This window comes from Mycetocola sp. Y444, from assembly GCF_059445295.1.
The window spans coordinates 79,460-94,719 of the sequence record NZ_JCAIUB010000003.1 but is presented as its reverse complement, the minus strand read 5'-3'; the positions used below and the strand labels follow the sequence as shown (position 1 = coordinate 94,719).

Sequence of the window (15,260 nt, the reverse complement as noted above, 5' to 3'; positions counted from 1 at the left end):
AGAGCACCCATTCCTGTCTGAACGGCGGGCAGCGGAACTAGGGTGGAACCATGACTGACGCAGCGCTCCACTCCGGCATCGCACTCGACGAACTCGACCCGGAGGTGCGTCCGCAGGACGACCTCTACCGCCACGTCAACGGCAAGTGGCTCGACCGCACCGAGATTCCGGCAGACAAGGCCCGCTGGGGATCATTCCACCAGCTCGCCGAAGAGGCCGAGAAAGCGGTGAAAGACATCATCCTCGAGGCGCAGGGCGCCACCGAGACGACGGGCGAGACGGCCGTCGAGCAGCGCAAGGTCGGCGACCTCTACGCGAGCTTCATGGACGACGAGCTCATCGAGGCGCTCGGTGCAGCGCCGATCGCCCAGCAGCTCGCCTCGATCGACTCCATCGAGACGATCGAGGAGTTCGTGTCGGCTGTTGCCGCATTTGAACGCGTTGGTGTCAGTGGCTTCTTCCAGCTCTACGTCGACAACGACCCGGGCAACCCCGAGCGTTACCTCGTGCTCATCGAGCAGGGCGGCATCTCGCTGCCAGACGAGAGCTACTACCGCGAGGACTCCTTCGCGTCGGTGCGCGAGGCCTACCTCGCCCACGTCCAGCGCATGTTCCAGCTCGCCGCTGACGGCATCGCCGATGGTGACGAGTTCACCGCAGCCGACGTGCGTGCGCAGCGGGTCTTCGAGCTTGAGACCAGCATCGCGGCCGCGCACTGGGACAACGTGCGCACCCGCGACAGCGAGGCGACCTACAACCTGTATTCGTGGGCGGATGCTGCTGCCCTGTTCGCGGGGACCGCCGTCGACGTCAGCGACGAACGTGACGTCGCACGCTCGGCCGCCGGCATCCTCGAGACCTGGCGCACCGCGCTGGGTGCTCCCGAGCACGCGCTCGACGAGGTCGTGGTTCGCGAACCCAGCTTCTTCGAGGAGCTCGCGCCGCTCCTGGTCCCCTCGCGCCTCGAGGCGTGGAAGGACTGGCTCGCCTGGAAGGTCGTCCATGGCGCGGCGCCGTACCTGTCCGGCGAGTTCGTCGACGAGAACTTCGACTTCTACGGCCGTACCCTCTCCGGCACGCCCGAGCTTCGCGAACGCTGGAAGCGCGGCGTCTCGCTGGTCGAGGGCGTCATGGGTGAGGCTGTCGGCAAGATCTACGTCGAGCGATTCTTCCCGCCACAGGCCAAGGAGCAGATGGACGTGCTCGTCGACTACCTCGTCGAGGCGTACCGCGAGTCGATCTCGACCCTCGACTGGATGAGCGAGGCCACCCGTGCCCGTGCACTCGAGAAGCTCGACAAGTTCACACCGAAGATCGGGTTCCCGGTGAAGTGGCGCGACTACTCCACACTCACCGTCGATAAGCGCGACCTGCTCGGCAACGTGCGCAGGGCGAGCGAGTTCGAGTTCAACCGCGAACTCGGCAAGATCGGCAAGCCGCTCGACCGCGACGAGTGGTTCATGACCCCGCAGACGATCAACGCGTACTACAACCCGGGTTTCAACGAGATCGTGTTCCCCGCCGCCATCCTGCAGTACCCGTTCTTCGACGAGAAGCGGGATGCCGCGGCCAACTACGGCGCGATCGGTGCGGTTATCGGCCACGAGATCGGGCACGGCTTCGACGACCAGGGCTCGAAGTACGACGGTGACGGCCGGCTCACCGACTGGTGGACCGAGGAGGATCGATCCGCGTTTGAATCGCGGACGGCATCCCTCATCGAGCAGTTCAATGCGCTCGCGCCCGCGCAGATTCCCGACCACCACGTCAACGGTGCGCTCACCATCGGTGAGAACATCGGCGACCTCGGTGGCCTGTCGATCGCGTGGAAGGCGTACCTGCTCTCGCTCGGCGGCCAGGAGCCCCCGGTGATCGATGGGCTGACCGGTGCTGAGCGGTTCTTCCTCTCCTGGGCGCAGGCCTGGCAGCAGAAGAGCCGCGATGCTGAGGCGATTCGCCTGCTCGCCATCGACCCACACTCGCCGAACGAGTTCCGCTGCAACCAGATCGTGCGCAACATCGACGAGTTCTACGAGACGTTCGGTGTGACGCCGTCTGACGCGCTGTGGCTCGACGAGGGTGACCGCGTCACGATCTGGTAGCTGCGCGCCGGCGCCCAGCACGCGGCATCCGTCACCGAAAGCATCAGTTCCGGTCGAGCACATCAGTTCCGCGCGATGTTCTCGACCGGAAGTGGTGTTCTCGCGGTGGGTTGGCCTGACGGGAGAGGGTCAGTTTTTCCGTCACCGACGATGCAATTGAGGTACCGTTGAAGCGGTCGAGCCGCCCGTCAGGCGGGTTGCATTGCAGTACTCGACCGATATCGACGTCGATGCACTGTCCGCGGCCCAGGGAGAGAGTGGTCACGGATGCGTCGACCCTTGTGATGGAGAACCGTGGTACCGCCGACCCCCCAAGCGCCGAAGTCTCATGACAGGCTGCGCGCGCGGGATCGTCGGCGGGCGAAGCACAGCTCGGCAGAGCCGAGCGACACGTTCACGCGCAGCTTCAAGGCGCTCGGTTACCTCGCCAGGAACGGCGTTCAGGTGTCGGCTCGGGTCACAGACCTCGCGAGCGGTGCCGAGCTCCTGAGCGTCGACGACTATGTCGTCATGCCGACCGCATCGATCGGCAAAGTCCTGCTGCTCATCGATGTCGCGGCCAGGCTCTCCGACGACGATTTCGCAGCGCTGACCATTCTCGACCGTGAATCAGACGACTCGGTCGGAGACTCGGGCCTGTGGCAGCACCTCCAGGCGCCGTCATTCCCGGTCGCCGACCTCGCTGCCCTCGTCGCCGCGACGAGCGACAACCTCGCCACGAACGTGCTCCTTCGCCTCGTCGGCCTGGACGCTGTGCGACACCGAGCCGAGTCGATCGGCCTCAAGCGGCTCGCCCTCCTCGACAAGGTGCGCGACAGCCGCGGACCTGACGACGCGCCCCACCTCTCCGTTGGCTCCATGAAGGAGCTCACCTGGTTGTTCTCCGCGCTTGCCCGCGGCGAGGTCGTCGACCAGGCGACGAGCCAGCGGGTGGCCAGCTGGCTCTCGCTCAACACCGACCTCTCGATGGTCGCGTCGGCGTTCGGCCTCGACCCGCTGGCCCATCGTGGCGGCGATCACGGCATTCACATCTTCAACAAGACGGGCACGGATGTCGGTGTGCGCACCGACGTCGGAGCCGTGCGCGGCCCGCGGGCTGGTGTCGCTTACGCGGTGTCAGCGTCGTTCACCGACTCTGGCCTCCCGCCGCGGCTCGCCGTGCTCGATGCGATGCACACCATCGGGCTCGACCTCGTGGAGTACGTGCACTAGTTCGAGTGCGGATGAATCGAGCGTCATCTACCCTCGACATATGCCTCGACCGTCGCGACCATCACCGAGAGAACTGGCCGAGGGGTGGCCCGATTCGCGATCCGCTGATCCGGTCGGCGAGGTCGCACGACAGTTCGCCCTGAACCTTCGCGCAGCCATCGGCAATCGGAGTCTCCGCGCGGCCGCAGAGGTTGCCGGGGTGGACCACAGCACGATCCAGGCGATCCTGCAGGGGCGGACGTGGCCCGATCTGTACACGGTGGCCAGGCTTGAGCAGGGCCTCGAGGCCGACCTGTGGCCGGGCCGTAGCTCCGATCAGCGGTAGCGACCGGCGGGAAGAGTGCGCCCCGCCCCGCGGTTACACCCTGCACGACACCGGAGGAGACACCATGGGCAAAGTCCTGCAAATGAGACTCGTCGTCGAAGCCGAGGACTTCGACGCGGCCGTTGCGTTCTACCGGGACGCACTCGGCCTCCCGGAGGAGGCAGCGTTCGAGGGCGACGGCGACGCGAGGGTGATGATCCTTGACGCCGGTCGCGCCACCCTCGAACTCGCGAATCCCGCCCAGAAGCGCATGATCGACGAGGTTGAAGTCGGCAGGCAGGTCGCCCCGCGGCTGCGTGTTGCCTTCGAGGTGACGGATGCCGACGAGCAGACAGCGCACCTCACCGGGCACGGCGCTGAGCTGGTGGCGCCGCCGACGGTGACGCCGTGGAACTCCCTCAACTCGCGCCTCGATGCGCCTGCGGGACTGCAGGTCACGCTCTTCGAGGAACTCGATGAGGCCGCGCGAACCCGGCCCGACCCGGCCAGCTAGTCGAGTCGAGCCGTGCCAAAGGTCCCGCGTACAGGACCTTTGGCACTCATTGCCGTTTCTATTCTCGGTCTAGCCTCGCGTCACTGATCCAACCTCGCGTCACCAAGCGGGTTGGACATCGTCGTAACGGAGGCAAGTCGTATGTGCACGGGAGCGAACTACACCACGCGGGATCACTACTTCGGTCGCAATCTTGACCTGGAGTTCTCCTACAACGAGACGGTGACCGTCACGCCGAGGAACTTTGCGTTCGAGTTTCGTAAGGAGGACACCCTTCAGACCCACCACGCCATTATCGGGATGGCAACCATCGCAGACGGATATCCCCTGTACTACGACGCGACCAACGAAAAAGGGCTCAGCATGGCCGGGCTCAACTTCCCGGAGAACGCCGACTACAAGCCGGAGGCTGAGGGCAAGACGAACATCACGCCGTTTGAATTCATCCCGTGGATCCTGGGGCAGTTCGAGACCGTCGCCGAGGTGAGGACCGCTCTCGAAACGCTGAACCTCGTGAAGATCAACTTCAGTGAGTCATTCCCGCTGTCGCCGTTGCACTGGATCATCTCGGACAGAGAGACCTCCATCACCGTGGAGAGCGTGCGCGAGGGACTCAAGGTCTACGACAACCCGGTCGGGGTCCTCACCAACAACCCCACTTTCGATATCCAGTCCTTCAACCTCAACAACTTCATGCACCTGTCGAAGAATCCGCCGACACCGCTCTTCTCGGATGAACTCGAGTTCGACGTCTACAGCCGCGGAATGGGCGCCATCGGGCTTCCCGGAGATCTGTCATCCGCTTCACGCTTTGTGAAGGCCGTGTTCACGAAAATGAACTCGGTTTCCGGGGACTCCGAGTCGGAATCGATCAGCCAGTTCTTCCAGATCCTCGGCTCCGTCGCGCAGCAAAGAGGATGCGTCGAGGTGTCCCCTGGGAAGTTCGAGATCACGATCTATTCCTCGTGCTGCAACACCGACAAGGGGATCTACTACTACACGACCTACGAGAACAGCCAGGTCACCGCGGTCGACATGCACAACGAAGACCTCGATTCAGACGAGCTCGCCGATTACCCGCTGGTCAAGGAACAGCAGATTCAGATGGTGAACAACCGCGCAACGGTTGAGAGCCGCTAGTCGATCAGGTCGAGTGCGGCGAGCTGCTTGAGCACCTCGGTGCCGGCCGGCGGGCAGCGGTATGCGTCTGCCGTTGTCACCCAGTGCACCTCGCTGACCTCGGCGCTCGGGCGCGGTTCAGCGTCAGGCTCGCCCGAAAACACGACCATGCGGACCTGCCTGCCGTCGGGTTCGCCGTGCGCCTGGGTCACGACAGTGAAGAGCTGGTGCACGGTGCCGGGAACCAGGCCAACCGCGACCTCTTCGCGGGCTTCGCGCACCGCAGCATCCGCGGCGCTCTCGCCATCGTCGATCTTTCCGCCAGGCATGTACAGCACATCCCGGCCGCGTGCGCGCACCATGAGCACGCGGCGGTCGCGCACGAGAGCGACAGCTGACACGAGGATGTCGGGGTGCTCCTGGGCGCGGGCGGTTGCGCCGGCGTGGGCGTTGGCCGGAGTAGAGACGGATGCCGGAGCCGCGTCTGAGCTGGAGGGCGCGCTGTCGTCGACAACGGTTGTCCCGTCATCGGAACCGAACGCGTGATCGGCGCTCGCAACCGGATCATCGCCGTGGCCGGGCGGGCGGCTCGCCAGCAACTGCACGGCATCCGCTGCCGCATCGATGGTGTCCGGCGCGTGCAGGATGCGGAAGTGGCCGCTCACCGGGACCTGGACGTTGGTCGCGCCGACGAGCACGCTGCCGTCGGGCACGTGCGGGTCGAACGGGCCGAAGATGGAGACGATCTCTGAGTTGACGCTGGAGTCGCGGCCGAGCAGGACAATCGTGTCGTCGGTGGGGGAGAACGCGCGCAGGGTCTGGCCGAGCACGTATTTGGCGTAACGCGAGCCGGCGAACGGGGTGCAGACGGCAACGAGCCCGCGAATACCGAGGTCCTCACGGTGGGTCAGCATGAGGTGCTTGCCGACGAGGCCGCCCTTGCTGTGCGCGACGATGATGCGCCCCGCCGGGTTTGCCCGTACCCGCGAGAGCGCGGCGGCCAGCCGGTCGGAGGTGTCGATGATCGGCCGGAGGTTGTAGCCGAGTCCGTGCACGATACTGATCGGGTAGCCGTCTTCCCACAGGCGATCGGCGATGGGCTTGAGGAAGTTCCAGCGCTCGTAGACACCGGGGATGAGCACGACGGTCGGTTTGCCCGGCTCACCGTGCGCGTAGTGTTCCGGCACACGCCAGCCCCCTGCAATGGCACGCATGTGCAGTTGAGCGGCGTCGACATAGTCGACAGCCCAGATCCCAGCCTTCTCGAGAAGATTCACACTCGCCCTTCCGCGTGACGGACGATGAGCGCGCCGACGGTTTTGCCGTTCGTCATCATCACCTCGTGTCCTGTTCCCGGCACCTCGACGTAGCGCGAGCGCGGGATGGCAGCCACGATGCGGTCAACCCAGCTGCGGGGGCACAACCTGTCGTCGCTGCCGCGCACAATCAGCGTGTTCGCGCGGGTCTGCGGCATGATCTTCTCCACCTCGTGCCGCATCATCATCCGGAGCGTCCTGGTGTACCAGCGCGGCCCGGCCTTGAGGTAATACACCACCCCGAACCCGAGCACCCGCCGCTTCGCACCCCACAGGTCCTGCGCGAGTCGCCTGGCCTGGGTCGAGACCCGACGTTCATCGGGGTTCACCGTCGGGCTGATGAGCACGAGCGATTCGAAGAGATCCGGATGCCGCGCGGCAGCTTCGGCGGCGACCTGCGAACCCATGGAGTGGCCGACGAGCACGACGCGCTCAAGCCGCATGCGTTCGACGAGTTCGGCGATGAGGTCGCCCGATTGCGCCATGGTGAGCGGGGCTTCCGGTTCGGGTGCATCGCCGAATCCCGGGAGGTCGAGTGCGTACACCCGGCCATGGGCGCCGAGCGTGTCGGTGAGGGCGCCCCAGTATCGCCTGCCCATGCCGATCCCGTGCAACAGAATGAACGACGGCCCGGTGTGGAGGCCGCTCTCGGCGACCACCGTCACTCGCTCGCGCGTTCGAAACTCCTGGGCGCGGGGTGTGGGCATGCGGCAAGTCTACGGACGCCGCCTGTGCGCTCGGGCGGGCTTCCGCCTCTGGTCCGTCATCCGTCGCGGATGCCTGGTGTGTGCGATGTTTGTCGGCATTTGCGCCGGATGAACGGAGGTCCGCACGCGGTTCGCACCGTCATCCGTCGCACGTGTCGGGTTTCCGTCGCGGTTGTCGGCATTTGTGGCGGGTGAACGGAGGTCCGCACGCGGTTCGCGCCGTCATCCGTCGCACGTGTCGGGTTTCCGTCGCGGTTCTCGGCATTTGCGCCGCATGAACGGGTGTCCACACGCGGTTCGCACCGTGATCCGTCGCGGATGCTCGGTGTGTGCGATGTTTGTCGGCATTCGCGTCGGATGAACGGATGCTGCGCGATCCTGCCGAAGGGGACGTTGCACGGACGTGCGCTCTGGCCGGGCGCCCAGACAGGCGCGGCTAAGCTTGAATGGTCCGTGCAGCCGGCACGGTACCCCTTTCGCATCAGGAGCCACAGTGGCCGCATCCAGCCGTCTCGACTCAGTCATCGCCCTCGCCCGCCACCGCGGATTCGTCTTCCAGGCCGGTGAGATCTACGGAGGATCGCGATCCGCCTGGGACTACGGGCCCCTCGGCGTCGAGCTCAAAGAGAACATCAAGCGCCAGTGGTGGAAGTACATGGTCACCCGTCGAGACGACGTTGTCGGCCTCGACTCCAGCGTCATCCTCCCCAAGAAGGTCTGGGAAGCATCCGGCCACGTCGGCGTCTTCACCGACCCGCTCGTCGAGTGCCTGCACTGCCACAAGCGGTTCCGTGAAGACCACCTCCTCGAGGCATTCGAGGAGAAGAAGGGCCGTGCGCCCGAGACCGGCATGCTCGAGATCGCCTGCCCGAACTGCGGCACCCGCGGTGAGTGGACCCCACCACGCGACTTCAACATGATGCTCAAGACGTACCTCGGCCCGGTCGAGGATGAGTCAGGCATGCACTACCTGCGGCCCGAGACGGCCCAGGGCATCTTCGTCAACTTTGCCAACGTCCTGCAGGCCGCGCGCGTCAAGCCGCCGTTCGGTGTCGGCCAGATCGGCAAGAGCTTCCGCAACGAGATCACTCCGGGAAACTTCATCTTCCGTACCCGCGAGTTCGAGCAGATGGAACTCGAGTTCTTCGTCGAGCCGGGCACGGACGAAGAGTGGCACCAGTATTGGATCGACTACCGCTTTAACTGGTACACCGACCTCGGCATCAACCCCGACAACCTGCGCCTGTTCGAGCACCCGGCGGAGAAGCTCTCGCACTACTCGAAGCGCACCGTCGACATCGAGTACAAGTTCGGCTTCACCGGCGGCGACTGGGGCGAGCTCGAGGGCGTCGCGAACCGCACCGACTTCGACCTCACCACCCACGCCGAGCACTCGGGCAAGGACCTTTCGTTCTTCGACCAGGGTAAGAACGAGCGCTGGGTGCCGTACGTCATCGAGCCAGCGGCGGGGCTTACCCGCTCGCTCATGGCGTTCCTCGTCGACGCGTACCACGAGGAGGAAGTGCCTAACGCGAAGGGCGGCACCGACAAGCGCACGGTGCTCAAGCTCGACCCGCGCCTCGCGCCGGTGAAGGTGGCCGTGCTTCCGCTCAGCCGCAACGAGGCCCTCTCGCCGCTCGCGCGCAAGGTCGCGGCAGACCTCCGCGAATCGTGGAACATCGACTTCGACGACGCCGGCGCCATTGGCCGCCGCTACCGCCGCCAGGACGAGATCGGAACCCCGTTCTGCATCACCGTCGACTTCGACTCGCTCGAGGACAACGCGGTGACGGTTCGCGATCGCGACACGATGGCCCAGGAGCGCGTGCCGATCGACGAGCTCTACATCTACCTCGCGGAGCGGCTCAAGGGCGCCTGACCCCTGTCGTTCCCGTCGTGACAAACGGCCGCCTCTGCTGCAGGGGCGGCCGTTGTCGTACTCTCCGAAGTGCCGCGAAAGGGGGGACTTCTCCCCATAGCGCGCGCGGCGCGTGTAATTGACTCTCATTCAGCAGGCTGCCAGTCTGTAATCCGGCTTACGAAGGAGCACCATGTCGAACGACAATTACAGCAACACCCCGCCAGTGCCCAACGCTGGCTCCAATCAGCCTTACGGCCAGCAGGCGCCGCAGTACTCAGCCCCGCAGGCCCAGTACGGAGCTCCGCAGGGCCAGTACGGCGCTCCGCAGGGCCAGTCGGCGAAGTGGAATGTTCTGTCGATCATCACCCTGGTGAGCTCGGTTCTCGGGTTCTCGATCATCTCGATCGTTCTCGGATTCATCTCGCTCAACCAGATCAAGAAGACCGGCGAGCAGGGCAAGGTCCTCGCCATCGTCGGAATCGTGATCGGCGCACTCGCCACCATCGGCTACATCATCGCGATCATCACGTTCATCGCGCTGCTGAACAGCGACCCGTACATGTATGGCTAGCACGTCCTGATCCGGCATCCGCCGGAGATGAGAGAAGCCCGCTCCACGAATTCGTGGGGCGGGCTTCTTCGTGCAAGCGGGCTTCTTCGCGCAGGGGATGCCCACGGCCTGCTGGTCTAGGAGGCTTCTGCGTCCAGCTCGAGGTCGTCGTCGAGGTGGGGTGCAGCCCCGCGCGCCCGGGTAATATCCGCGGTTTCGGCGGTCGGCGCGGGAAGATCCGGGGCGGATGCCGCTTCCTCGTCGAGCGTGATGCCGAACAGGGTGTCGAGCGCCTCGACGTAACGGTCGTGGTCGCCGGCCCTGGCGTGGTCCCGCGCTCGTACCGTCGGCGTGTGCAGGAGCCGGCCCATCATGTGGCGGAGCGCGCGTTCCACGCTCCCGTCGGAATCGCGGGGAGCTGCCCGGGCGATCTCCTGCTCGAGCACTTCAGATGCGCGAGACCGGAGAGCAACGACAGCGGGCGCAAGGCTCTGCTCGTCGGTTACGGAGGCGAACTTGCGCGCCGCCTTGTTGACGATCTGCCGTGCGTGGTCGGTCGCCTGAAGTTCTTCGAGTGGGGCGTGGATGCGGATGGTCTCAAGGTCGAGCAGGTCGACACCGGCGAGGGTGGCGACGTCAGGGTCTACATTGCGCGGCAGACCGAGGTCGATGACGAGCTGGCCGGCAGAGTGGTCGACGGGGCAGCCGGGCGTGCCGTCGAACGGGAAGGCGGGCAGTGCCGCCTCGAGGTCGCGACGCCCTGCCGCAATGACCTCGGCATCGACCACAAAGCCGGATGCCGTTGTGCACGTCACGATGATGGTCGCCTCTGCGGCCTCCCGCGGGAACATATCAGCGTCGACGGCCCGGATGTCATGGCCAGCGGCGAACTTCGCCGCGCGACCTGACGGCGAGTACACGGCGACGTCGGTGACGCCGCGGTCGCGGAGTGCGGCGAGGCTGGCGCCAGCGTATGCGCCGGTTCCGATGAGCAGAACCCTGACCGCTGACCAGTCGGTGATGCGGCTCTCGGCGAGATCGAGGCCGAGCCGCACGATCGAGCGACCTGCGCGGCCGAGCGGTGTGTTGTTCTTGACGCCGCGTGAGGTTTGGGAGGCGCGCTGAAAGAGCCGTTCAAGGTCGCTTGTGGTCGTCCCTGATTCGCGGGCGAGTTGCAGCGACCGGCGCACCTGACCGGCGATCTCACCCTCGCCGACAACGACGGATTCGAGCCCGGCCGAAACGGCGAACAGGTGGCGGGCAGCTTCTTCGTCCGTGTGCGTTTGCCAGGTCTGGTGCAGCGTGTCCGTGGGGATTCCTGTGGCCGCACTGACGGCATCCGTCGCAGCCTGAAGTGCGACCTGGGCACCGGCGGTGACCGGCTCATCGAGATCGATGTACGCCTCGAACCGGTTGCAGGTGGCAATGACAATGGCACCGGCGACGCACTCCGAGTGTTCGGTGATGCGTCGGCCGACGCTCTCGGAACCCGTTGAGAGTCGCTCGAGCAGATCGAAGGAGGCGTTTTTGTGACTCGCCGTCAGACACATGAGCACCGCTTAAGAGTACCGCTGGATTCTGGGTGTTGAATCCGTACGGTTGTTGTGCAAGCCGCTCCAGTGGAACGAGTTCGGGATCACCACGGCGCTGAAGGCCAGGGTCAGAGGACACTATTGGCGATGACAACTGCGGCAACGTAGGCGGCGACGAAAATACCGGTCAGGATTGCGCCGTTGCCGGCGACCATTTTCAGTCGACGGCCGCGTGGAGCCACTTGTTTTCCGCCCGGCAGCATCGTCGCTCGCGCGTCGCCCCGCGGGAGAGGTCCCGCTGACAGCCGGTCGTCGCGCCACTGTGCCCAGCGGTCGATCTTCGCGGTGATGGCGGCCGTCGCGGTGACGACGGTGTGCCACGTCCCGGGATCCAGGGTGACCACGTCGCGGCTCGACTCGAGGAAGAGCCAGTCGTCGATGATCTCAACGTCGAAGCTGTTCACCCGGTCGATCAGTTCGGCCATGACGTCGGGGGTGAACAGGTAGAGGGCGTCCTGCTCATAGCCCTGTGGGCAGTACAGCGTGAAGTGATCGTCGAAATTGCCCTCGAGTGAGAACACCTGCGCCCGTGCGGGTACCGCGTATGGCAGGACGCGGCGGTCATTCTTCGCCACCAGCAGGATGTGGGGAAGGCTGTTCGGAAGCTTCAGTGAGACGATGCCACCGAAGCCGGAGTTGCGGCTGCCGCTGGTCTCGGTGGTCAGGACGTAGTTCGCGAACTCGACCGCTCGCGGAGAGGCCGGTCGCATTACGCGCGTGAGCATGAGCTGCCCCCGCTCTTTCCACGGCGTCAGGTGAGTGCCGCGAAGAGGGCCGGGGAGGTAGGCCATTCCGTTCTCGAACCCGAACTGCGCGAGGCGGTAGTGCCGCTCGGGGCTTCCGCGCTGCGCCCGGTGCCGAAAACTTGCCCAGCAGAGCAGCACCCCGGCATAAAGAAACAACCCGAGGATGGCGAACTGCGCGACGAGCTCACTCACCATGTCGGGATTGGCCTCTTCGATCTCCTCGCTGATACCGAAGGACAGGGCGAGCAGCCCGATCGGAATGGAGAGGGCGCCGAGCGGCAGCATGATGCGCCGTGCGGCCTCGACGGGGTTGCGGACTGACGGATGCTGTACGGCAAACGCCCGGTAGAACGCGCGGATTTCTCGTCGCTTCACTCGAGCCGTGAGTGCATGCGTCCGCAGGCCAGTCCTGCGTTCCTCGACTGTCTCCACCCCGCGGTACCCGTCTCTCTGTCTCGTCTGCTGGAGCTGTGCTGGAGCTGCTCCGTGTCGAGGGTAGTGGTGCGGCCGTGAGCATTTGTGCAAAAGTCTCGAACGAGCGCTTCATTTGAGAGGATTGTCTGGTGCAGCTTTCTCAGAACCACCCGCTTGAAGCAGGACTGACCCCGTCGTCACGGTTGATCACCGCCTACCGGGGTGAGCGCCCCGAGACCACACCCGTCTGGTTCATGCGGCAGGCAGGCCGGTCGCTGCCCGAGTACCGCGACCTGCGCGTCGGGACCGCAATGCTCGACGCGTGCCTCAACCCCGAACTCGCGAGCGAGATCACCCTGCAGCCCGTGCGCCGCCACGGTGTCGACGCCGGCATCTTCTTCAGCGACATCGTCGTCCCGCTCAAGCAGGTCGGTGTCGAGGTCGACATCGTTCCCGGCAAGGGACCTGTGCTCGGCAAGGCCGTCCGCACCGCCGCCGATGTCGACGAACTCATCGCGCACGATCCGTCTGTGCTCGACGAGACACTCGCGCCGGTCCGTGATGCTGTTGCGCTCACCGTCGCCGAGCTCGGAGAAACCCCGCTGATCGGCTTCGCAGGAGCACCGTTCACGCTCGCGGCCTACCTCGTCGAGGGTGGCCCGTCGAAGGACCATATCCACGCCCGCACACTGATGCACGCGGAACCCGAAGCATGGGCACGCCTGATGGAGTGGGTTGCCGAGGTCACCGGCCGTTTCCTCCGTGCCCAGGTGCTCGCGGGCGCGTCGGCAGCGCAACTGTTCGATTCGTGGGCCGGTGCGCTCTCGCTCGATGACTACGTGCGTTACGTGGCGCCGGCATCCGCTCGCGCTCTCGAACACGTGCGTGACCTCAGCTATACGGTCGCCGGCGAGGCGGATTCCCGCGACGTTCGCACGGTGCCGATCGTCCACTTCGGTGTTGGGACCGGCGAACTGCTCAAGGCCATGCACGACATCGGCGCTGACGTGGTCGGCGTTGACTACCGCGTCCCGCTCGATGAGGCGTCGCGCCGGCTCGGCGGGCTCGTTCCCGTTCAGGGCAACATCGACCCTGCGCTCCTCGCGGCACCGTGGCCGGTGCTCGAGGCGCACGTGCTTGACGTCCTCGATCGCGGCAAGACTGCGCCATCCCACGTCCTGAACCTCGGTCACGGCGTGCCGCCGGAGACCGACCCCGCCGTGCTCACCCGGCTCGTCGAATTCGTGCACGCACAGTGATCGAGCCGCGCCACGTTCTCGTCATCGGCGGTGGCATCGCCGGGCTCGTCGCGGCGCTCGACTGCGCTCGCGTAGGCATCCGGGTCACGCTCGTTGAGGCCGCCGAACGGGCCGGTGGTTCCGTCGCGACCGAAACCGTCGCCGGCATCCGTGTCGACACAGGCGCGGAGAGCTACGCAACACGGCAAGGCACGGTGCGGAAGCTCGTCGACGAGCTCGGCCTCGCTGACGCGGTTGTCACCCCGGCTTCGGCCGGTGCCTGGGTGCGGCTGCCGAACGGCGTCAGTGCGCCGCTCCCGAAGGCCGGCCTTCTCGGCATCCCATCGAACCCGCTCGCGGATGACGTGCGCCGGGTGATCGGGTGGAGGGGAGCGATCCGCGCCTACCTCGACCGGATCCGCCCTGTGCTCACGATCGGCCGCGAGCACAACCTCGGCGACCTGGTCGAGCGGCGCATGGGTAAGGCCGTTCTCGACTCACTCGTCGCTCCGGTAACCCGGGGCGTGTACTCGGCAGATCCGGCCGACCTCGACGTGACGCGTGCCGCGCCCGGCCTCAATAAGGCGCTGACCACGGCCGGCTCGCTCTCGGGCGCTGTCGCACTGCTCAGGGCCGCGGCCCCGGCCGGATCAAACGTCGAAGGCCTCGCCGGCGGCATGTACACGCTGGTTGAGGCGATGCTCGCCGAGCTCACGCGCCGCGAGGCGACGGTGCTCCTCGGCAGGACCGTCACCGAGCTGCAGCGACCGGACGCGTCGGCCGAGGACCGCGAGGCAGCGGCCAGCGCGCAGCCGGCAACCTGGCGAGCCATCCTCGATGACGAGACCACCATCGAGGCCGACTACGTCATCGTCGCAACACCGGAAGCCGAAGCGCTCCGGCTGCTCGCACCGCTCTCGGCGGAACTCGCCGCAGAGCAGCCGATCCAGACACCGACCGTCGAACTCGCGACGCTCGTTGTCGATGCCGCATCCCTCGACGTCAAGCCCCGTGGTACCGGCGTGCTCATTGCCGACCGAGAAGAAGGCTCGAAGCCAGCCGGACGTCCGATCACGGCCAAGGCTTTGACGCACTCGACGGCCAAGTGGCAGTGGCTCGCCGACGAGGCAAGTCGTGAGCATCCGCACCGTCACGTCGTCCGGCTTTCCTACGGAAGGCTTGGCCAGGCCAACCCGACGCTGGGGCTCGATGACGATGAGCTTCTCGCACTCGCCGTCGCTGACGCGTCCGAGATTCTCGGCGTGCACCTCGACGCCTCGCAGGTGGTCGGATTCACCCGAACCGCGTGGGTCGGGACCCTTCCAGGAGCGGCAATCGGACAGCGGGAACGCGCCGAACGGCTCCGCGACGCCGCCGCGGCGATCGGGGATCTCGATGTGACGGGCGGCTGGCTCTCGGGAACGGGGCTTGCCTCTGTAATCCCGGACGCGCTTGCGGCCTCAGCGCGGATTCGTCACCTCGTCGCCGCAAGCTATCTCGCGGACGGTGTTGTGGTCGATCCGCATACCAGAACAGGCATAAACGACACCAGCCCGGACGAGAACCCGTCATAGGTACTACGCTT

At 65.9% G+C, this 15,260-nt stretch carries 13 protein-coding genes; 9 read left to right on the top strand and 4 right to left on the bottom strand.

Features of this window, described 5'->3' with window-relative positions:
• The first annotated feature begins 50 nt into the window (after nucleotides 1-50).
• The 5 genes from AC1C2M_RS11890 (at nucleotide 51) to bsh (ending at nucleotide 5,272) form a co-directional block, all read left to right on the top strand.
• Complete coding sequence (locus tag AC1C2M_RS11890) at nucleotides 51-2,102, top strand: M13 family metallopeptidase (RefSeq protein WP_483406621.1); 2,052 nt, start codon at nucleotides 51-53, stop codon at nucleotides 2,100-2,102.
• Between the two features lie 294 nt (nucleotides 2,103-2,396).
• On the top strand, nucleotides 2,397-3,314 hold the full coding sequence (locus AC1C2M_RS11885; RefSeq protein WP_483406623.1) for a serine hydrolase: 918 nt from the start codon (nucleotides 2,397-2,399) through the stop codon (nucleotides 3,312-3,314).
• Nucleotides 3,315-3,354: 40 nt separating this feature from the next.
• Nucleotides 3,355-3,639: a helix-turn-helix domain-containing protein gene (locus AC1C2M_RS11880; protein ID WP_495433145.1), complete on the top strand. Its 285-nt coding sequence runs from the start codon at nucleotides 3,355-3,357 to the stop codon at nucleotides 3,637-3,639.
• A 64-nt stretch (nucleotides 3,640-3,703) separates the two neighbouring features.
• Nucleotides 3,704-4,132: a VOC family protein gene (locus tag AC1C2M_RS11875; protein ID WP_495436647.1), complete on the top strand. Its 429-nt coding sequence runs from the start codon at nucleotides 3,704-3,706 to the stop codon at nucleotides 4,130-4,132.
• A gap of 141 nt (nucleotides 4,133-4,273) precedes the next feature.
• Complete coding sequence (gene bsh, locus AC1C2M_RS11870) at nucleotides 4,274-5,272, top strand: choloylglycine hydrolase (RefSeq protein WP_495436645.1); 999 nt, start codon at nucleotides 4,274-4,276, stop codon at nucleotides 5,270-5,272.
• Here the strand turns inward: bsh and AC1C2M_RS11865 are convergent.
• Together AC1C2M_RS11865 and AC1C2M_RS11860 are read right to left on the bottom strand one after the other, a co-directional pair.
• Nucleotides 5,269-6,528: an NUDIX domain-containing protein gene (locus AC1C2M_RS11865; protein ID WP_495436644.1), complete on the bottom strand. Its 1,260-nt coding sequence runs from the start codon at nucleotides 6,526-6,528 to the stop codon at nucleotides 5,269-5,271. The genes bsh and AC1C2M_RS11865 overlap by 4 nt on opposite strands.
• Nucleotides 6,525-7,274, bottom strand: a complete 750-nt coding sequence (locus tag AC1C2M_RS11860) for an alpha/beta fold hydrolase (protein WP_495436642.1) — start codon at nucleotides 7,272-7,274, stop codon at nucleotides 6,525-6,527. Before AC1C2M_RS11860 ends, AC1C2M_RS11865 begins: the two co-directional genes overlap by 4 nt.
• Before the next feature lie 493 nt (nucleotides 7,275-7,767).
• Here AC1C2M_RS11860 and AC1C2M_RS11855 point away from each other — a divergent pair, with 493 nt between their 5' ends.
• Both AC1C2M_RS11855 and AC1C2M_RS11850 read left to right on the top strand, forming a co-directional pair.
• Nucleotides 7,768-9,153 carry a glycine--tRNA ligase gene (locus AC1C2M_RS11855; protein ID WP_495433143.1) on the top strand — a complete coding sequence of 462 codons (1,386 nt, stop codon included), beginning with the start codon at nucleotides 7,768-7,770 and terminating at the stop codon, nucleotides 9,151-9,153.
• Between the two features lie 172 nt (nucleotides 9,154-9,325).
• The gene (locus tag AC1C2M_RS11850; protein ID WP_495433142.1) at nucleotides 9,326-9,706 is read left to right on the top strand and encodes a DUF4190 domain-containing protein; all 381 of its coding nucleotides are present in this window, start codon (nucleotides 9,326-9,328) and stop codon (nucleotides 9,704-9,706) included.
• 116 nt (nucleotides 9,707-9,822) lie between these two features.
• Here AC1C2M_RS11850 and AC1C2M_RS11845 read toward each other — a convergent pair whose 3' ends face one another.
• Both AC1C2M_RS11845 and AC1C2M_RS11840 read right to left on the bottom strand, forming a co-directional pair.
• Nucleotides 9,823-11,241: a glutamyl-tRNA reductase gene (locus AC1C2M_RS11845; RefSeq protein WP_495436640.1), complete on the bottom strand. Its 1,419-nt coding sequence runs from the start codon at nucleotides 11,239-11,241 to the stop codon at nucleotides 9,823-9,825.
• Between the two features lie 104 nt (nucleotides 11,242-11,345).
• On the bottom strand, nucleotides 11,346-12,398 hold the full coding sequence (locus tag AC1C2M_RS11840) for a hypothetical protein (RefSeq protein ID WP_495436638.1): 1,053 nt from the start codon (nucleotides 12,396-12,398) through the stop codon (nucleotides 11,346-11,348).
• 188 nt (nucleotides 12,399-12,586) lie between these two features.
• Here AC1C2M_RS11840 and hemE point away from each other — a divergent pair, with 188 nt between their 5' ends.
• Together hemE and hemG are read left to right on the top strand one after the other, a co-directional pair.
• A complete protein-coding gene (gene hemE / locus AC1C2M_RS11835; RefSeq protein ID WP_495436636.1) occupies nucleotides 12,587-13,696 on the top strand; it encodes a uroporphyrinogen decarboxylase in 1,110 nt (369 codons plus the stop codon).
• Nucleotides 13,693-15,249 carry a protoporphyrinogen oxidase gene (gene hemG, locus AC1C2M_RS11830; protein ID WP_495436635.1) on the top strand — a complete coding sequence of 519 codons (1,557 nt, stop codon included), beginning with the start codon at nucleotides 13,693-13,695 and terminating at the stop codon, nucleotides 15,247-15,249. The genes hemE and hemG overlap by 4 nt, the downstream gene beginning before the upstream one ends.
• The last annotated feature ends 11 nt before the right edge of the window (nucleotides 15,250-15,260 follow it).